Raw genomic sequence first — 19,754 nt, forward strand, 5'->3', positions numbered from 1 at the left:
AAAAGTAAACAATAAATTGGGTTTTGTGCTAACTCTGTCACGACAATCGTCATTTTTGTTTGTGGGTATTTATCTATATCTTTATGGGAGAGTCTTGGAAAAAATGCCCGAGAGCCCGACTGTGAGGTGCTTTCGTTTATTAATGAGCATTGCATATCTCGCCAATCAAAGCAGCAATTGCCAAACTCATCTCGCGCTTCACAATCTGGGATATCAAAGGTATAACCAACCTTACCTGTTTGACGGTCAAAATACGCTAACTTAGGAGGCGCCATCCTATCCCAGAGTGGCTGAAGGTTTAAAAATGTAAGGTTAAAGCCGAGTACTAAATAAAGTAACCACCAATGAAAAGCGTCGCCCTCTCCATGAAATGGGATTAGTATAATATCTAAAGCAACAACCAAACTACCAACAAACCCCAAAAACATGGGACCAAATATAAGTGCTCTCATGGGGTCATTACCGCATGAATGGACTTGAAAGCGATGAGGGTTACTACTAAAAACTGATTTATCATCATATAACCAATTAGCTAAAAAGCATAACCCATTAAACATCTTCCGCAGATACAGCGTATCGCCTTCTTCATAGAATTGATTAAAAATTGTTTTTTTAGGTAATGGGCCACCTAAGTACTTATAAATAGACATATTATTCCTTTAACAAACTCAAACTATGCATAGCTCAAGCTCAAACTTCCTTTAAGTTATAAAGCGGCTTTTATAAACACTTAAGGTATTCCCATAAACAACTGTAGCGCTAAACGCTTTGCTTTGTATTTGCAGGTTAGTTTTTCGATACGCTCAGGCTCACCTTTAAAATGCAGCCAAGGCTTAATTATTTCTTCGTTAGGTGTCGCTCTGAGCCAATTAAAATGAGCAGCCTCTTTATTAAACTTTTGCCAAATTTCGGCTTGTTGAGCAAGTGAAAAGTCGCTCCAAAATTTATTAGGTCTGTCATTTTTTTTATCAAATTCAGCGGTGGGTTCATCAAGGTGGCGGTAGTTTTCATACTCAGGTACATCAGGAAGTGGTTGGCTGTTGTCCATAAAACGCACTACACGCTCCCAATATAAATAACAGTTCATTGGGTTATTTGAGTTATCTGGCACTTGCACAACAATTTTAGTGTCAGGGTATTTATCCTCATCAACATGACTTATATAGGGTACAAACCCCATTACACCTGGGCGTGTTGCAACCATATCTAAATGGCATACAATATCAGCCCACTTAAAACAACAATTACCCTGCTCATCACGCGCTTCGCAACCTGAGATTGGATAAGTAAAGCCTACTAGCTGCTTTTGTCTATCAAAGTATATTTGTTTTTTGGGGATGTAACTGTCTGTTAGTGGCAGTAAATTAAGAAAAAACAAATTCCAAGAAAAAGTAAGTATAGGTATCCACCATTGAAATTTTTCACCCTCTTCGTAAATAGGTAGAGATAAAACACTTATTAAAGTCACAAGACTCAAAACAGCCCCTATAATTATAGGACCAAAAAGTACAGCTCTAGCTGGACTATTTCCACACATTTCTATTTTATATCGTTCTGGGTGCTTTTGTATTGCCTTCTGTTTTTTAGAAGGTAAGTCATACAAGTAACACAAGCCTTTAAACTTAGCCTTAAGACTATTTAATCTCTCAGGGTAAAAAAAACAATTAAACCGCGTTTTTTTAGACATAATATCAACGGCTAGGTAGTCATTATTTTGCATCAGATTCCTTATGCGATTGCTAAATCAGGTGAAGCATTCTTAATTGGCTTTTCAAACGCATCAAAATCTATAGGTAAGGTTAAATTTTCGTTGTATATAAGTGTTGATTTTATTTCAACATCAAACACACTGATACTAGGTGATTCAATTTCAAACTCATAAACTGCAGCATTTAGGCTAAGGCTATTATCATCAAATTCACATAAATATTCTTTAGTACCTTCAATCCACCCTGCTTCTTTGTAAACATCCAATGTTGTTGGATGTCGCCAAGAGTATTTTACATCTAATAGCAACTCTGACTTACCAACAATAAACATTGGTAAATCTACTTTCACCGTATAATAACTGCGATTATCAAAAAAAGTTGGTGTACTTATAGTCACTTTAGGCGAAAATAAAACGCTTTGAATATATTTAAAATATTCATTAGGGTCTGAGAAAACATTATAAATAGCGCCATTTTCTTTGGCGAATACACCTCGCTTATTTTTGGCAAACGGACCAAACTTAGCCCATATTTCTAATTTACTGTCGGTTAACCACACAGCAAGTAAGCTAAATACTATTGAGCCTAATAATAATGCCCATCCCCAAGGTCCAAGACTTGCAAATAAAGCCGTGTGTATTCCTAGTCCAATACTGAAACCCGCCGCGGCAAACATAGCAATACCTGCATCAGTATCACTTACACTGATTAATTGGTATGCATCAGCAGCTTGAATCGCCCCCATGAGGACCCCCATAACACCCGAGAAACTTCTTAGAACATTAACACTAGCGGATGAGCCAAGCATTCGAAATGACATCCTTGATCGAGTCAAAAATCTTTGTCCTACATTTTTTGTATACGCCTCCCACACACTCCCAATTGCAGCTAAAGTGCCACCTAACAATGCTATATTCTTAGAGATTTCGTAGGGTGTGCCTTTTTTAAACTCTTTTTCATAATTTATGTAATAAACATATGTGCTATACCCCGTCAAAAATAATAGGGGTATAGAAACAAACCGCCCCGTAGCTACGCTGATACGTTTTAGCATCTTAGAGTCTAAGCCACGATGGTGAAACTCCTCCCCAAGACTTCGGACAGGGCTATCAAACAGCACCTTTGCAGGAATATCATTTTCAGGCAATGTTAAAACGTAAAGTTGGCTACCAGCCATGAGTGCCGCTAAGTTTTTTTGCTCTAAAACCATTTTTGCCATTTGCGTAACTAAAGCGATGGTTTGCTTAAATAGCTTGCGATTACTTTCATTAATCCCATTTGAAAAAAGGGGCTGCTTTAATGCTTTTGCAACTGTAATTACTTGATTTGTATTAGTGGAAGTGATTTTTCCTTTTTCTTCAATGGCTTTAATAATATTATTAAATGCACTTCGTTGCTTACTCGTTTTTAAGTCATTTAATAAAGGGTGGCTAACAATATCCATATTCAAAGCAAAGCGCCCTTCAGGCACTGCATTCGCTGGGTATATTTTTAAGTTTTTAAACTCTGCTATGTTACGTGATTTGCTAAAGCCGCCAATTAAGTGATGGTACTTAATTCCTTTTTCTGTTAATTCTTTAGTAAAAGTAGCAAAGACTCGCTCTTGCATACCTAACCACTCATTAAGCCCCTTAGAGACAACATCAAGTACACCTTTATTCAATAAATAGGCAGGTATAAACGGTAATGATAGCTCTTCTTTAATTTTGTCATGATCAAACTTTTTAGGATTAAACCCTTCTATTGTGTCTGCAATTAATTCCTCATCATAATTAGTGTTTGCTAGGTTTTCTCCAAATGCCTCTGGGTGTACACAAAATTGCTTACTAAACCAATTATTGCTTGTTTGAGTTATTTCAAATACTAATGTTTTACTCTTTTCAAATTGCTCATCTAATCGATTAATTAACTTGTCTTTTTTTTCTTTATCGCATAGCCCTGGTAAATACGCAGACAGTGTTGTTTTAGGTAAGATTAGTGTTATTAATTGCTCACATATAAATTCAAACGCCAGTCCGTAAGTTAGAACGCCGCCCGTTGTTAAATCCTTGGCTAGGCACTCCCACTCTGCCGGTGGTTGAACATTAATTTGGTCGCTAATCTCACTTAAAGTTAGCTCTAAATCTTGGCAATCTAAATAATATAAATCGTAGAGCTTTTCTCGAGCAACTAAATAACCTTCAACTGCATCAATTACTGAAGATGGATTGGTTCCTAGCAAATACTTTTCTAGTTCTTGCTCTGAGACTTCATCCGCTGCTTTTCGTGCATTACTGCTTTGTGGATCTTTTTTTACAAAAGGTTTATGCGACGTTTTAGGTGTGCTGAGCGCCTGTTTTTGCCACAAACTTTCATTAAAATACAGCTGATGAGCCAGCATTGCCGACTTATAATACCCATTCGATTCAAGTGCTGATTGGTGGTCTTTCAGTATTTGAGAATAGTAGTCAGCTGTTATTTTTTGAGCCTGTGCTATACCTAAAATATCATGAACGAGCACGCTTACTTTACCACCAAGAACGTCCATGTTTTTAATCGAAACCCAATTAGGAGCATCATTAAAGTCTAAAGATTGCATTCGCTCATTACGATACCTATTTGCAATTTGAGTATCATCACACTTACTTAATAATGGTTTTTTGCTAAGGCGTAAGTCGCTTTCATACATCCCCCCTAATACAGTAATATATTCCCACGACCACTGTACTCGCGAAAAAGCAATTTGAATATTAGGCACTTGGGCTGTACTTGACGAACCAAACAGTTCAATTATTTTACGCGGTAGTAAAATATCTTGATTAAAAACACTACTATGCGGTCTAAGGTCTTGGCTATGATGTAGGGATAAATCCACATCACTCAATTGCTTATCAGCTAACGCTGCAATCTCTCTCCATAAAAAACCATTAATATATATGTAATAATAACCATATGCAGCATCATCCTCAGGTGTTGGTCTAAATTTATCCATAGGGATGAATTCGGGTGCGCCCGCTTTAGTTTTATCAAGTGTATAGTCTTTAAATACTAGCGGCGTAACGGTTATAAATGTCGGTTTTTGATCTTCAGCTAAATCTTGCGACTTTAACTTTTTCGCGGCTTTACCAAAAGGTATACAAAGCTCCGGTCCAGAAAAACTATGTAAAATAAGATTTAAACTACAGTCTTTCGCTTCATCAACAATCCTAGGGGCGTATATATATTGTGTAGTCATTTAAACTCCCTCATCAAAAACTTGGTTATTCTTGAATGCACCTTGAGTGACGGTAAACTTCCCTTGACCAATTAAATTATTATTAGCGTCTGTCTCTACGATAAAAGCAGCCTCAGCTGGGTCTTCACTTTGTGTATCTGTATCCCTCATTTCTACACTTAACCCCCTAGGTGACGCGCCACCTGATTGCGCTAGCGGCATAGGCGGGGTGTTTTTTGAGTTTGAAATCATTGGGTCGCCTTGGCGCACTGCAGGTTTGCCTTCAATAAGTACGTTAAATGAGCCCATAATAAATTCAGCTTTACCATCGTTAGTGCCGCTTATTATGCCTTTTTTGTTACCCGGCTTGTCGCCTTTACTCTTTGAAAAGTTACTCTTGATGTTAGCCGCACCGTTACCATTTATTTTTACTGACCCCGCCACACTGGCTACATCGCTTGCTGCCGCCATATTTGGATAAGGTATTGGGATAACACTTGGGCCAACCGTGGTTAAACATACATCTATGGTACTTAGTTTACCGCCACTACTTTGGTGCACGGCAGTGCGGCCATTTATGAGTACATTTTGCCCTGAGACTGTGGCTACTTGCGCTGCTTGCGATTGCGTATCTTTGGTTAATTGCTCTTGACTCCCAGCTTCCCACCCTAAGTGGCTCGACACTAAATCTAAAAATGCTTGGGCATTAGTAATAGGTTTATTAACATCCATATTGGTTTGAGACTCATTCCACGGCAAAATAGGTTCGTTTTTTTCATCATCCCATTGAGGTGGTGGAATTATATAGTCTGGAATAAATACATTAACCATTTCGCCAAGTGTTTTATCGCGGTATTTAGGGCGGCCTATTTCAGCTAAAAATGCCGCATCTCCACTGGCTCGGTCTTCAAAAATAGCGACATTGCTGGCTTTACCTAATGCGCCGTTACTTCGGGCACTATTATTAAGCCCTAATAGTGTTGGGTTGTTGTGTCGCCATGTTAACGATCCACCTGAGCGCACATCGGCGGTTAGCGCGTCGATGTCGTACTGAACACTGCCTGTTTGTTTACCTGCGGCTGCATTAATGTATGTCATGAATTTTCACTCCTTGAAATTTTTATTAATTGCTCATTGGGTGAATTAAATAATAAAAACACATGATTTAACCCTTTATTTAAAGGGTTATTTAAATAGCTATGTGTAAGTACTAACCCTGTTAGGTTATTAGCAACACCTTGATAACCTATTGTGTTGTTTAAGTCTGCAAGCTCTATTAATTCATCTTCTGGGGTATATAGCGTTTGTGTATTAGCAAACCATTTTTTTTGCCATGCTAACGACTGCTTACCTGCAAATAAGTAAGTATCATTAACACACGCTTGTGCTTGGTTAAGCTGCTCACTTAATTCGCCATAAAAAAGCTGTGCTTCTAGCCCACCTTGTCCATGTGTAAGTAATGCACATCCACCTTCTCCATTAATAATGCCTGGCGGGCCATTTAGCACTTGCACATCGTTATTTTTTGCTTGAGTACTCACATACTGGTAACTAACGCATGAATCTACGGCGATAATGAGGGTATCTGGCGCTATATTTTTAAAGTCGATAGTTGTTGTTTGTATAAAATCAGGTATTTGCTGAGAGATCATCTCAGCTAAAAGCTCACTGAGGGTATCGTTACTTATTATTGGGTTGTTTAACTCATCCTGTGGTAATACAAATGCTATTTGGCTTATGCGGGATGTTTTTCTAAGTGTTGTAATATCAAGATTTTCGAGCAGCTGGCTCAATAACAGTAAGCATTTGGTTTGTCTATCAAGCTGAGCAAGCTCTTCTATTTCTACCATTATGTAGGGGGCATCTAAGCTTATATCGCAACGTATTAATGCTTTGCTTGGTTTAGAAAACAACATTTGGTTTGCAACAGCGGTATATAAGCTACTTGGTGTACATCCACTGGCATTTATATGGCAAAGTACATCAAACTTCATTGTTAACTTCCTTTTTTGCTACGACTAACTGGCTATTTGCGCCTACGTGTATTGCGTCAATATAACCACGCCATAACAAAGAAAAGCTTTGTGCGTCAGAATCAATAACCAACGTATCGCAGCGCAAGTTAATTGTATGCCTGTTTAATGTGTTAACCAGCTGAACAATTGGCTCTTCAAATGGAATCTCAACTCGTTGGTGCTGCCCATATTCTTGTAACGGGTATAACCCTGAAAGTGAAAACGCCCACCCTTGTGAAAACTCTTTTTTAACTCGCTGATCTAGCGGTGCCATATTATTAAAATGTTCATCAAGCACTGTTTTAAACGGGTAATTGCCTGCCATAAGTGCTTTTTGATCAATGTCGGGCATAAGTTCAATACGCGGTGACCAATGTGATGGTATAGCTGAAAAGCTTGCAACTGATGTAGTATGGCTCGGTTTACGAAGTAGTTGATCTGCGTATTCAATGCAAGGTAATTGCTGCCCTTTTGCTTGTTTGTTTTTAAGCTTAAAACCTTTTCCTATTGGGTTTTCTAGAAGGTAATCGGTTTCGTCATTCAGGTTTTTACCACCAAAGGCATTGCTGTAATTAATGGGTGTAGGCTCAATAATATTAGGATCAGTTGCAACGGGGCCCAACAAAGAGCGCTTCCAAAAGCGCGTGCCGGTTACACGTAAACGCTTATTAAATAGTGGCTGTGTTTTATTATAAAGGCCAAGCTCTACTTCAATCACTCGCGCTTGTTTGGCTTTAGGTGGGTAAGCTGTAAAGTCGCCATACACTTCAAAACCATGTTTAAAGGCAACTTGTTCGTTTACTTCACTCAGCTGCGTATATGCGGGGTCGCCATTGTAGTCATCCGCTACAACAATATCGGGTCCGGGCTCGTTTGGTGTTACATTGCCTTTTTCGTCAAACTCAAAGCTTTGCTTTACAAGAACAACTTTAGCCAGCGTACGGTCACTCAACCAACCATCAAAAAAACTAGCCTGCCAAGGAGAAAAATTATTCAGCACTTGGGCTCTCCGCTATAACACTTTGCCATTGTTTGGCGCTCACTAATACATGGTACAAACCACAGGCTTTTTGCAGTGGATAATGGGGGGCTATTACGCGTTGCACAACTTCACCTGCAAGCATTTTTAATTTTTGCTTTGCATTACTTTGTGCAAAGCTAATACCGTTTAATAATTGATCCCCTGGGACAATTGCAAACGCTTGCCTTGCATGCTCTGCATCATCAAGGTTTATGCCGCTGTGTACGTTTTGTGCGTTCTTTGATTCTACTACAGTTACTTTTTTTGCTTGGGCAAGCGCTCTGTTGGTAATAATTAACCACGCTGCGTAAGCTGGTTTTTGAGTTACCCCATATGCCATTAAATTAATAAATAGAGGCAATGCGCGCTTATATACAAAGTGGCTTAGCACGTGCTTGCAAAGCCCGGGGTTAGCTTTACAAAAAAGTAGGCAAGGTTCATCCCAGCGCGGATCATTAGTAAGCCCTGCTAAGGCAAGTAATTTTGCTTTTTTGTCGTCATCATTTGTTTTTGCAAATACTTTAAACAGCATGTCTGATACGTTGTCTGCGTTATTACAGTAGGCATTTACAAGTGCTGCGTAAGCAATATCAAAGTTAGCATGTAACATGGCATTGCTAAGCTCTGCTTCGCTTAAGTGCTGTGAAAAAAGTAAAGTAATTGCGTTACTATCAAGCTGTTCTTTTTCGTTGAGTACACTGTTGCGCAGCGCTTTACTATCCTCTAACTGCCAATAATCAAGTAAGTACTGTAGTACACCGTAATAACTTAAATGTTTGTCCGACTTTAAAGCTAAAAAAGTTTCGGCGCTGTTAAGTTCACTTTTTATATTAAGACTTTGCAGTAGTAAGGTATAAATACTGTGATGTTCAGCGTTTTCTGTGGCAAAGGCAATAAATTCATTAAGGACTAATTGGCTCACTTGCGTTAAATTTTTGCCTGCAAAATAGTCTATAGGTGCTTCAGTTTTTAAATCGCTGAGCGTGTATAAATGATTTAGCAATTGGCTTTCAATTACATTGAGTCGGGCAAGCGGGTAAACACCTTGCGCTTGCAACTTTTGTTTGTGTTTTAATAAAGTAGTTAAGCGCTGCTGATGCTGCTTAACCTTAGCGACTTGTGCAAACATAGCGTTAATTAAGCCTAATCGGCCAGCCAGCCAAGGTAAGATCTTGTTCGCTATTGGCTGTTATATCTCGCCCTTCGAGTACTATCGTCCCGTCGGCAAATACTTCTATCGTCCCTTTAGCCGTTTGAAGGCTAATACTTTGCTGCGCTTCAATAGTTATGTGGCCTTGACTATTTTTAATGAGTGCAGCGGGCGCTTGATCTTCACTTGCAAGTAGCCCTGTTGCTATAAAGCCTTGTGCGGTATGAGTAAGCAGCACTGTGTCGCCCACTTGGCATGGTGTTATATGCGCCGCTTGCGCTACAACACTATGTTCGTCGTTATTTATTGTAACGCTTTTAACTCGGCCAAATTCATCAACTTTACTTACAGGTGCAAGTTGCTGATCGTGATTAAATATACTTTTAACTTTAGCGTTCATTAAATTACTCCTTTAACTTAGTTGTTACTAATTGCACTGCCTTTAATTGCTATATTAGTGGCACTTAACGTTATATTAGTGGCATCAATTGTAAGGTTACCCGCAGCATCAATTTCTATACTTGCACCACCTTGGCTTAACTGAATTGAGCCTTGCCCATTTGCTTTTATAGTAATATTTTTACCGCTATTTAGTTCTAAATCACCTTGTGGCGCTTGTAGCTCAAGGTTGCCGTCTACCGAGTAAACGCTAATATCTTGTCGTGCTTGCATTTTAAGCTCATCAGTTGCTGTGAGCTCTAAATTACCATCTGTTGCTTGAATACGGCTATTTGCGGCTGAATTTAAGGTTAAATCCGCAGCCGAGGTAACTGTAATATCCCCCTCGCGGGTTTGAATTTGCAAGTTATTCTCTACTCGCGTTGTAAAATTATTAGCAACTGTAAAGTTTGCGTCGTTCTCAGCAACAAACTGTAGATTTTCTTTTGCTGAAATTTTAACATCACCATCAACAGACTTTAACATTGCCTGGTGCGCACCATTTGTAGCATCGAGTATTAATTGGTTTTTATTGTTTTTATTGGCAAGGCTTATCTTCTCTTCGCCTTTTTTGTCATCCATTACAAAGCTGTGCCCAGCTTTAGTTACTAATTTGTTTTCAGTTGGGTTTTCGCTTGTAACAGGACTTGGTGCATTTTCATTATAAAGCGCGCCTAAAATTATAGGCCTGTCTAAATCACCATTTTCACCACAAACGAGCACTTCTGTACCTTGAGTTAGTGGAAAATGCATACCGTGCCCGCTGCCACCGTAAGGTTGCATTAAACGTGTAGGACGGCTTTCTTGGCCTTCCCCATCTTGATTAAAAGGTAGTTTTACTACGTAGTTACCTTTGTCATCAATTTCTTGCTCAATTAATGCATTAAACGTTGCAAATACACGTCTCGCTGGACGTAATGCGGCTTTATAAGGCTGATTAACACTAATTAAATAAGCTTGGTTTTTATACGTTAAACCCTTTACATTTGAGCCGTATTCAACCGAAGCACTTTGGCTACCTTTGTGCTCTACACGCGTCACTAAATACTGACCATCATGCTCTGGGTGGTCATAAATATTTAAACGCATACCAGGGCGAAGTGCCCTGCAGTCTGTATCTATTATTATTTGCTCACGTTGGCAATCAAACGCTTGCTGCCTGATAGTTGCTAAGTCTTGCCCTTCGTTTGACTGCCCGTAATTATCACCATAATGACTATCTTCACCAAAACCAATAACTGACGCACTGTTATTTTTTGAAACTTGCAAATTACCCGGAGCTTGGTAGTTGTAATCATCTAAGTGTGTACTTTGCGGAAATAATTGAGCCTGCCTGCTTATAGCAAAAATTGACTCACTCGTTCTTACTTGCCCAGATGGCGGTACGTAGCTTAGGTTTATTTCATTAAACTCTTGCGCTATACCATTTGAATCATTGCAAATATACAATGTACATTCACCACCCGTTTGCTCTACAAAGCTGTATACAAAACCGTGCTTACGCATTAAGCGTGTTACAAATTCGTAATCAGTTTCGTTATATTGCACGGTCATATCGAGCATGGTTGAGCTTGCTTGTACATTTAACTTTTGCGCAGGGAAACCTGCTTTTTCAAACACACTCGAAATAATTTTACCTGCATCCATAGCAGTAAATACACGGTTAGAGTGCTGATGCTTAAGTAATGTTAAATGAGAACTCATGATCAAAGTATAGTGATACCCCTGATGACTTTGACCATGCGCTATAAAACCACTAATTAACCCTGAAATAGTACGATCTAACATTGACCACACTAGTGATAACGAAACATCTTTGCCTATTAGCATTTCAGATGTTAAATGTTCAGGGCTCAATACTTGGATTTTAAATTCATAGTCTTCACATAAACGATCGTCCCTAGACTCAAAGTCAGTTACATATACCATCCCGTCAGGCATGCCCTGTATAGCAACACTAAAGTGACTTTTATTGGCCTTGAGCTCGTTAAATATGTCCATGAATCCCATTTTTACATCCTTTTATTTAAGCGTTATCTGCAAATGTCGCCGTAATTTCGTCTTGTTCGTCAACAGCCAGCGTTAAAATATCAGGCATGTCTTCTTCTGCCATAAACTCTAAAATTGATTTAGCGATACCAGGAAGTATTTGCTGCTCTATAACCGCATTTACCATACGTGCACCACTATCTGAAAGCGTACATTGAGTAGTCAGTTTTTCTAAAACACTAGCATCTACTCGTAGCTGCATTTTGTGGTTTTCGTGCAAACGTGTTGCAATGGCTTCAAGTTTCAAGCTGACAATAGACTGTAGAGCTTCTGAATCAAGCGCTAAGTAAGGTATAACTTGCATACGAGCAAGTAAAGCAGGTGCAAAAAAAGCAAGTAACTGCGGCTTAATTAAATCAGTAAGTGCACCGATTGACGGTACTTTCCAAGGCGTTCCGTCTTCATTAATAGGTGCTTGCGTTGGATTTAGCGCTTCGTTAATAGCTGCTTCTTGATCGCTTTGCTGTACTTGTTCTTCATCATCATCTTGAGGACTTAGGTCTATAACTGTAGGCGGTGTACATGCATCGATTAACTCTGCTGAGCCTAAATTAGATGTCATGATAATTACAGTATTTTTAAAGTCTATTTCACGTCCTTCACCGTCACGCATCGTGCCACGCTCAAACACTTGGTAAAACATGTTCATTACGTCTTTGTGCGCTTTTTCAACTTCATCAAGTAAAATTACTGAATATGGACGCTGTCTTACTGCTTCGGTTAACACACCACCTTCACCATAACCAACATACCCTGGAGGTGAACCTTTTAATTGCGATACGGTGTGCGACTCTTGATATTCGCTCATGTTAATTGTGGTTAAGAACTTATCGCCACCAAATAATTGTTTTGCTAAACAACGCGCCGTTTCTGTTTTACCCACGCCCGATGGACCAGCTAGTAAAAATACGCCTAGCGGGCCTTCATCGTTGCTTACGCCGGCTTTACTTACTCTTAGTGTTTGCGCTATTTTAGCTAATCCAGCCTGCTGCCCTATAACTTCTTGGCCAATTGTGGCTTCAAGATTAATTAAATTACTAATCTGATCTTTTACCATTGCCCCTACAGGCACACCGGTCCACTGTGAAATAATTTGTGCAACAGCATCTGCATCTACTTCACTAAATAAGCCGTTGTCTTGTGTATTTTGCTCTTTTAGTGATTGGCGAAGTGTCAGTAATGATTCGCTATCAAGCTCTTGATCAGTTGCCTGCTTTATCTCATTAATTTGGCTCAAAGTCGAAATTTGAGATTCACGCGAATGAGTAAGTTGCGCCAATTTGTTTTGTGCAATAACCAGCTCTTCAACTAAATGGGTAAGCTTATCTTTATCAACGACTAAACCTTGTCCTAGCTCTACATTGAGACTATTGATTCTAGTTTCTAAGTAATTAATGTGCTCACGCTCAGACTCAATGGCAGCGGGGTCTGTAGCAAACGACATACGTACTCTTGCCGCTGCGGTGTCTAATACATCAATAGCTTTGTCTGGTAATTGGCGACCTGTTATATAGCGCGACGATAAAACAACAGCAGCTTCTATAGCGTCATCCGTAATTTGAATATTATGATGCTCTTGGTATTTATCTTTTAAGCCTGCAAGCATTAATTGAGCGGTTTGCTCTGTTGGTTCATCTACTTTAATAAGCTGAAAACGGCGCTCTAGTGCGGCATCACGTTCAAAATATTTTTTATACTCACTCCATGTTGTTGCCGCAACGGTTCTTAATTCTCCGCGTGCTAATGCTGGCTTTAGTAAATTTGCCGCATCACTCATGCCCGCATCGCCACCGGCACCAATTAAAGTGTGCGCTTCATCGATAAACATAATTATTGGCGTTGTTGAATTTTTAACTTCATCAATTACTGTTTTTAAGCGACGCTCAAACTCCCCCTTCACGCCAGCACCTGCTTGCAATAACCCCATATCAAGCACCAATAAGCGTACGCCTTGCAGGTCACTTGGTACTTGGCCATCAATTATACGCTGGGCAAAACCTTCAACGACTGCTGTTTTACCTACACCTGGGTCACCCACTAAAATAGGGTTATTTTTTCTTCGACGGCATAACACATCTACCATCATACGAATTTCGTCATTACGACCGAGAACAGGATCAATTTTACCCTGTTTTGCTTTTTCAGTTAAATCTTCACAGTACTCATCAAGCGCAGCTGTACCTTGCGATGAATCGGTTTGATTTGCAGACTTAGATTTAGCCGCTGGATTTAAACGCTCTGAAGATTGCTGACAAATTTTGTCTAAGTTTTCAGCTAAAAAACGTGAATCTATTTTATCCAATAAAGCGGGTAATTGAAGTACAGGGCTGTAAGGTAATAACTCTGTTAATGAGTCAATAAGCGCAGCACCGGTTATAAAATCACTTTTATGCTGAACATTAGCACTTAACCATGCACGCTCTAGCCATTCGTATAAACGGCGAGAAAATGTAGGTTTACTTTGATTACCGGCAGGCTGTTTATTTAAAAAGTCTAATAGCTCGTGCCATACTTTGTCTTGATTGATATTAAAAAAATGAAAAATGTGCTCAAGGTCACCATTACTTCCTTCTTCCATCAACTTAATAAGTAAATGCTCAGGAAGCACTTCAAAATGACTACGACTACTCGCAAACCCAGCGGCTGATTCAAGTGCTGTTGCGGTGTGGCCATTTAATTTATCTATGAGTTGTTTTATACCTTTAGCATCCATTTTTTTATCCTTAATTCCTTAGTGTTTATACTGTTGATGACTGTAGCTATGTGTTGTTGTATTTGCAGCTGCAGCCCCTAAATATGAATTGTGTCCAAGTACTAGCGGTTGCTGACCAAGTGCTTGCTCAGCAACCGCCTCATTAGCTACCTTTATTTGGCAAACCCACTCTACATTACTTGGTAAATGCGCAAATAATAGTGCCGCCATTTTTATACCTTCTTCGCTTCTGGGCGTTAAACTCATGGCTGTATCACTATTAACCGGGCCTATATCTATTGTTAAAATACTTCCGCTAACCAATACCTTTGTACCAAGTACTGCAGAGTTACCTAAAACCATTTGGCTTTCTTCACCTATTGCGCTTGGCGTATCTATTTTTTGCCAATTAGCTCGTGTGTCGTCAACCTTTAGCGTATCTATATTTAAGCTATGTTTAAGAAGCTGCGTTAAACCAGCAGCGCTAGTTTGCTTTAAACTTGCAATACCACACTGAATTTTTTGATCAGTTTTTCCCAATAAAATAGATTCAACTAACCCATCAAATTGGCTCGCGCCTCTGCCTGCTATATTAATTTGCGACTTTTTCCAGGCCTGAAAAAGTTGGCAATAAAGTACATGATTAAATATATCTAAAAACTGACGAACGCGATCACCGCTTTGTTCATCACTTGCTGCTTGCTCTAATACATAATGTGGCATAGGTGCATCTACACCATACAAGCCTAAAAAAGAGGTCGATAAGCTTAATCTTCCCCTGCCGTCATTTTCTAATACACATTCGCGTACATCAGTAGCCGGAAAACCAAGCTCTTTAAAAGGTTTAAAAACAACCCTATTACTGATCCCTTGCTCTAGTTCTTGAGGCGCAGCCCAGTGTTTTTCTATTAAGCTCATCGCTTTAAATAAGTTAAACCGCCAAGGCTGCTCTATAAGTAGCTCTATTGGGGCGGGTAACTTAGACCAAACAGGATGCGCATGGCTTTTCTCAGCATAACTCATAGCTGATAGCTCTTACCTGGTTCAATATCCCAACTCCATGATTTATAACTAGGAATTGCATTAACACGCGTTTGAACGCTTTCGTTTATAGGGGCATACATTAAAAAGAATTCATGCAATACATTACAAAAATGATATAAGTCAGCATCACCAACAAATTTGCTTTCATCAATATCAATAAGTACATCAACCCCTTTGATAAATATTCCGCGTTTAATTTGACTGATCGGCGTTGCTGTTATTTTTAAAATGCTTTCAATTCGTAATCGATTCTCAGCTTTATCAGACCAATCAAACAACACAAGTAACCTTTTTAGTTCTGTGACTTGCGTAATTTGTGAAAACTTTACATTTAATAAGCTAATAAGCTGCCAATGCTTTGGCTGGCTTGGACATGCCAAATAATTAGTTGGGCGTATAACATTTTTAACCTCAACGATGCTCGGCATGTCTTTTCCGCCTTCGTTCAAGTCTCCCTCTTGCAAAAGCTGACGAGGCCAACCTGCATTAAAAGAAGTTAAATCAACTGATAGAGTTTCTTTTTCATCTTCTAAATTAAAAGGGAGTTGTAAATAATGAGTTGGGGCTGCTGCACCTACATCTTTTGTGAGCACAGTAAATAGCTTTTTTTCGTCTTCAAATACGCTTTGATAACGAGGCGTGTAATCATACGATTGCCCGGTTATAGAGTTTCGACCTGCAACTGCATCAACCGTGTAGCTAAAAACGTGGTCAAAACGAGTCTGGTCTGCACTTATCATATAATCAGTACGGTTAGGCTCTATTTTAATTGGCTCTGCGGCTTGGCTAAATAAATTAACTGCTGGCACGCAATTGATTAAAATATTTTCTTTACTTAACTGATGACCCGGCGGTAATTTATTATCCCCCCTGAATACGATTTCAAAACGGTCAATATGCTCAGGAAACTCTTCGTCTTTTAAACCATCAAATGTTAAAAAATAAAACCGATCTTTTGCATTAAAATAATCAAGTAATAGTGCATATCCGGGATGGCTTTTAGCCGCAGTAGGGAGTAAAGCACCATCTATATCTAAATAAGTAGCACTGCAGCCTTTGGCTTTTAACTTTTTATTAAACTCAAAATGGTTAGCACCAAAATCAAGTTCAGCTTGTTTATTAGGTGTTTTTAACAACTGAAATAAAGCACTGCATAATGGTGTATCGCCACGTAAATAAAAATTTAGCTTAGATAAATCAAAATTGCTGCGTTCACCTTGGCATACAAACTTAAGACCTATTCGCAGCTCTGCACCCAAATGCGACTCTTGGTATCTAACATGTTCAACATCTAATGGGACAACGTCTAAACCGTGAGTTGTGCTAAAAATTATTTTTTTATTATCGGTTTTTGCTTTAGGAGGATTGAGCTGTAAACCTTTTGAAATAGAATGTGTTTTTTGCATAGCCAATTTAGGCTTAAATTGCACCACAGTACTAGAAGGATAATAACTTAACAGTATTGGACACAGTTGACGCAGCACTTGCTCTGAAACCTCTGGGACTGATTCATCTAAACGCTTTTGAGTATGCGCAGTTAAGTACGCCACACCTTCTAATAAGCGCTCAATATGAGGGTCTCTATCTTTTAATGCATCAATGTTAAGCATACCTGCATGCTCAGGATAAAACTGAGCAAACTGCTTACCAGCTTGGGTTAACAAGCGCATTTGTGCATCAAAATATTGCTGCATTCATCAATCCTTTAAATAATATTAATTAGTGTTTTTTGCATGTTGCATAACGTCTGCTTTACCGCCAGATTCAAATCGGGTATTTAACTTGATACTTTGCCCGCTCGTTAAAAACGCTTGAATATCTAACCTTATTACGCAATTATCTTCTTTAATTTCAACAGGTGTTACATTTGCATATCGTACGCGTGGCTCGTACTTTTCTATCAATTTTTTAACTTCAAACGCTAACGTGTGTTGCGAGTATGGTAACCCCTCGTAAATATCCTCTACATCGGGTAAACCATAGTCAGATAAGTGCTTTAGCACGCCCCTTCTTGCATTTAAAAGTTCATTTAAATGCTTGCACACACTGACTTGCTCATCAGTTTGAAAACCATGATGACCATTACGTGTAACTGGTTGAGTTAAAAAATCGAATAACGCCATATCTACATCTCAATAAAAGGATATGCTTGCGCATATCCTTCAAAATTACTGACTAATTAACGACCTTCAGTCCAAGAGTCAGAGAACTCGATGTTGCCATCTAAGTAAGTCCAAGTAATGCGTTTGTAACGTAGACAAACTGTTTCAAGGTGCGGGTAACGCTCCTTGTCTAAGTCTTTAACGTTATGCATTGTTGGTGAGATCGAAGTGATCTTTACATCTTCCAACTTGTGGCAGAAATATTCACGCTCAGTCCCTGTGTCATCAATACGGTACCATTTAAGCTCTAATTGCTTAAGTGTTTGACCGTTTGAACACGCTTTGTACAAGTACGGCGTAGCCGCATCAACAGCTTTTGTAATTACAAAAGGTTCATGCTTACGAGTACCTGTAAGTTCACCTGTATCGTTATCCGTAGGAATACGAAGTTCATGATCAAAGTGTAGGATCTCAATTGAACCTTCACGCTCTGCAACAGTTACAGAACCTTTGATGTCATTACCTTGGTCATCCTTTAACCACATGTACGCTGGAATTGCCATTTCATTATTCTCCTTTTAGAATGAAGTGTTTCCTGTTAGTTGGCATTGGCATAAACAGCAATGTTTATGCCCCCCAAAAAGCCCTCTGCTTCATGCCACTGGGGAATATGTCCCAAGTTGGATGCAACCAACTTGGGGCAATTTTTTAGACTATAAGTCTTAATCCTTTATGTACACCTGCCAACTACTCACCAAATAGACGCATTTGATAGTACTTAAATCCGTTTCATTGGCGGCGTAGCAGTTCATTTTTCGCCAGGCATTTGCCCTACTAGCGCTAAACGAACATCAATCCCTTCAACTTGGAAATGAGGTACAATGTATGTACTTACTCTGTAATAACCAGGGTTACCCGGAATTTCTGCTACAGTTACTTTCGCATCTTTTAGTGGATGCGTAGCAATAAGAGATTCATCTGGGTTGTTCATTTTAGTTACTAATGCGCCAAGCCAATCATTAAGCTGCTGCTCTAATTCATGACGAGGTTTGCTTGAACCAATATTTTCACGTTGTAAAACCTTTAAGTAATGCGCAATACGCGATACTAAGAAAATATATGGTAAGCGTGAGTTAATTCTTGCATTAGCTGTTGCTTCATTTGTTTCAAAAACCTGTGGCTTTTGGGCACTATTAGCTGAGAAGAAACATGCAAAATCTGAATTTTTATAATAGCTAAGCGGTATAAAACCTTGATTAGCAAATTCAAGTTCTTTAGTTTCAGAAATCAGTACTTCAGTTGGTATTTTAGTTTCTACACCTTTACCAGCTTCAAATGAATGCAGCGGAAGATTATCAACTTTACCACCTGATTGCGGCCCACGAATATTTACAGCCCAACCGTTATCATGGAAGCTACGAATAATGTTTGCAGCAAATGCAAATGTTGCATTACCCCATAAGTAACGCTCATGATGCTGCGCACTTACATCTTCTTGGTAATTAAAGTTACGAAGAGGATTTGTCTCACCATAAGGTAGGCGCAGTAAAAAGCGCGGGAATGCTAAACCAATGTAGCGAGAGTCTTCTGATTCACGGAAGTTTTTCCAACGAAGGAACTCAGCGCGTTCCATGTAAGAGCCCAAATCTTGGATTTTAGACACTTCTTCCAATGAGTCTTTAAGAAAAAACTTAGGACCAACACTGCCCATAAACGGACAATGCGCGGCCGCAGATACACGAGATATTTCTTGCAGTAACGATACATCGGGTGCAGAACAATCAAATTCAAAGTTCGAAACCATTGTCGATACAGGCTCACCACCTGGCGTATCGTAATCTGAAGTATATACATGCTTGTATAGTGCAGATTGCGTTGTATCAGGCGCCTCTTCAAAATCATCTCTTAGAGTTTCTTTATCTACATCAAGCATTTCTATTTTGATATTAGCGTTGTTAGGCGTACGGCTAATTAAGTAGCGTAACGAGCGCCATGCTGATTCCATTTTTTGAAAATTTGGATGATGTAAAATTTGGTCTAACTGCTGAGAAATAATAATGTCTACTTTTGCGATGTAATCATCTAAAAGTAATTTATCAATTCGCGTTACTTCTTGACCGCTGCTACTAGCCATATCTAAAAATACATTTATAGCTGCTGTTAAGCGCTCATTTGCACGTGTTTCAGCTAGGTTGCTTGCATCTCTAAATGAATCAAGTTTGATTTCATCTGAAACTGGAGAAATATCAACCATTCCACATATATTTTCATAAGTAGATAAAGGAGCTTGCTCCGTGGTATGCGCGGCAACATTTAATTGTTCTTGCATTGACATGGTAAT

Annotated in this window: 15 protein-coding genes; all 15 read right to left on the reverse strand. The window is 39.2% G+C overall.

Annotated features, from left to right (window positions below):
* Positions 1–650 (reverse strand): hypothetical protein (locus tag WNY79_RS19660; protein ID WP_342876685.1); only part of this gene is annotated, 650 nt, incomplete at its 3' end.
* Between the two features lie 80 nt (positions 651–730).
* The gene (locus tag WNY79_RS19665; protein ID WP_342876686.1) at positions 731–1,720 is read right to left on the reverse strand and encodes a hypothetical protein; all 990 of its coding nucleotides are present in this window, start codon (positions 1,718–1,720) and stop codon (positions 731–733) included.
* A gap of 8 nt (positions 1,721–1,728) precedes the next feature.
* The gene (locus tag WNY79_RS19670; protein ID WP_342876687.1) at positions 1,729–4,923 is read right to left on the reverse strand and encodes a hypothetical protein; all 3,195 of its coding nucleotides are present in this window, start codon (positions 4,921–4,923) and stop codon (positions 1,729–1,731) included.
* Positions 4,924–6,000, reverse strand: coding sequence for a DUF4150 domain-containing protein (locus WNY79_RS19675; RefSeq protein ID WP_342876688.1), 1,077 nt, complete (start codon positions 5,998–6,000; stop codon positions 4,924–4,926).
* Positions 5,997–6,896, reverse strand: a complete 900-nt coding sequence (locus WNY79_RS19680) for a hypothetical protein (RefSeq protein WP_342876689.1) — start codon at positions 6,894–6,896, stop codon at positions 5,997–5,999. The genes WNY79_RS19675 and WNY79_RS19680 overlap by 4 nt, the downstream gene beginning before the upstream one ends.
* The gene (locus tag WNY79_RS19685; RefSeq protein ID WP_342876690.1) at positions 6,886–7,917 is read right to left on the reverse strand and encodes a DUF2169 domain-containing protein; all 1,032 of its coding nucleotides are present in this window, start codon (positions 7,915–7,917) and stop codon (positions 6,886–6,888) included. The genes WNY79_RS19680 and WNY79_RS19685 overlap by 11 nt, the downstream gene beginning before the upstream one ends.
* A complete protein-coding gene (locus WNY79_RS19690) occupies positions 7,907–9,067 on the reverse strand; it encodes a hypothetical protein (RefSeq protein ID WP_342876691.1) in 1,161 nt (386 codons plus the stop codon). Before WNY79_RS19690 ends, WNY79_RS19685 begins: the two co-directional genes overlap by 11 nt.
* A 4-nt stretch (positions 9,068–9,071) precedes the next feature.
* The gene (locus WNY79_RS19695) at positions 9,072–9,488 is read right to left on the reverse strand and encodes a hypothetical protein (protein ID WP_342876692.1); all 417 of its coding nucleotides are present in this window, start codon (positions 9,486–9,488) and stop codon (positions 9,072–9,074) included.
* Positions 9,489–9,505: 17 nt separating this feature from the next.
* Positions 9,506–11,527 carry a type VI secretion system tip protein TssI/VgrG gene (gene tssI / locus WNY79_RS19700; protein ID WP_182738715.1) on the reverse strand — a complete coding sequence of 674 codons (2,022 nt, stop codon included), beginning with the start codon at positions 11,525–11,527 and terminating at the stop codon, positions 9,506–9,508.
* A 25-nt stretch (positions 11,528–11,552) separates the two neighbouring features.
* The gene (gene tssH / locus WNY79_RS19705; RefSeq protein WP_342876693.1) at positions 11,553–14,288 is read right to left on the reverse strand and encodes a type VI secretion system ATPase TssH; all 2,736 of its coding nucleotides are present in this window, start codon (positions 14,286–14,288) and stop codon (positions 11,553–11,555) included.
* A gap of 18 nt (positions 14,289–14,306) precedes the next feature.
* Positions 14,307–15,290, reverse strand: coding sequence for a type VI secretion system baseplate subunit TssG (tssG, locus tag WNY79_RS19710; RefSeq protein ID WP_170071217.1), 984 nt, complete (start codon positions 15,288–15,290; stop codon positions 14,307–14,309).
* A complete protein-coding gene (gene tssF / locus WNY79_RS19715) occupies positions 15,287–17,005 on the reverse strand; it encodes a type VI secretion system baseplate subunit TssF (protein ID WP_170071216.1) in 1,719 nt (572 codons plus the stop codon). Before tssF ends, tssG begins: the two co-directional genes overlap by 4 nt.
* A 21-nt stretch (positions 17,006–17,026) precedes the next feature.
* Entirely contained in the window at positions 17,027–17,434 is a 408-nt protein-coding gene (gene tssE / locus WNY79_RS19720; RefSeq protein WP_170071215.1) for a type VI secretion system baseplate subunit TssE, read from the reverse strand.
* Between the two features lie 56 nt (positions 17,435–17,490).
* A complete protein-coding gene (locus WNY79_RS19725; RefSeq protein ID WP_007584479.1) occupies positions 17,491–17,976 on the reverse strand; it encodes an Hcp family type VI secretion system effector in 486 nt (161 codons plus the stop codon).
* Positions 17,977–18,221: 245 nt separating this feature from the next.
* Positions 18,222–19,748 (reverse strand): type VI secretion system contractile sheath large subunit, encoded by a 1,527-nt coding sequence (gene tssC / locus WNY79_RS19730; RefSeq protein ID WP_024594497.1) that lies wholly within the window; start codon positions 19,746–19,748, stop codon positions 18,222–18,224.
* Positions 19,749–19,754 lie beyond the last annotated feature (6 nt).

This window comes from Pseudoalteromonas sp. AS84, from assembly GCF_038900255.1.
Lineage (GTDB): Bacteria > Pseudomonadota > Gammaproteobacteria > Enterobacterales > Alteromonadaceae > Pseudoalteromonas.

Bases quoted from the DNA above. Each gene is read 5' to 3' on its own strand.
- WNY79_RS19725 (WP_007584479.1), bottom strand. From the start codon at position 17,976: ATGGCAATTCCAGCGTACATGTGGTTAAAGGATGACCAAGGTAATGAC.
- tssC (WP_024594497.1), bottom strand. From the start codon at position 19,748: ATGTCAATGCAAGAACAATTAAATGTTGCCGCGCATACCACGGAGCAA.
- WNY79_RS19690 (WP_342876691.1), bottom strand. From the start codon at position 9,067: ATGTTTGCACAAGTCGCTAAGGTTAAGCAGCATCAGCAGCGCTTAACT.
- WNY79_RS19670 (WP_342876687.1), bottom strand. From the start codon at position 4,923: ATGACTACACAATATATATACGCCCCTAGGATTGTTGATGAAGCGAAA.
- tssE (WP_170071215.1), bottom strand. From the start codon at position 17,434: ATGGCGTTATTCGATTTTTTAACTCAACCAGTTACACGTAATGGTCAT.
- tssI (WP_182738715.1), bottom strand. From the start codon at position 11,527: ATGGACATATTTAACGAGCTCAAGGCCAATAAAAGTCACTTTAGTGTT.
- WNY79_RS19695 (WP_342876692.1), bottom strand. From the start codon at position 9,488: ATGAACGCTAAAGTTAAAAGTATATTTAATCACGATCAGCAACTTGCA.
- WNY79_RS19675 (WP_342876688.1), bottom strand. From the start codon at position 6,000: ATGACATACATTAATGCAGCCGCAGGTAAACAAACAGGCAGTGTTCAG.
- tssG (WP_170071217.1), bottom strand. From the start codon at position 15,290: ATGAGTTATGCTGAGAAAAGCCATGCGCATCCTGTTTGGTCTAAGTTA.
- tssH (WP_342876693.1), bottom strand. From the start codon at position 14,288: ATGGATGCTAAAGGTATAAAACAACTCATAGATAAATTAAATGGCCAC.
- tssF (WP_170071216.1), bottom strand. From the start codon at position 17,005: ATGCAGCAATATTTTGATGCACAAATGCGCTTGTTAACCCAAGCTGGT.
- WNY79_RS19680 (WP_342876689.1), bottom strand. From the start codon at position 6,896: ATGAAGTTTGATGTACTTTGCCATATAAATGCCAGTGGATGTACACCA.
- WNY79_RS19665 (WP_342876686.1), bottom strand. From the start codon at position 1,720: ATGCAAAATAATGACTACCTAGCCGTTGATATTATGTCTAAAAAAACG.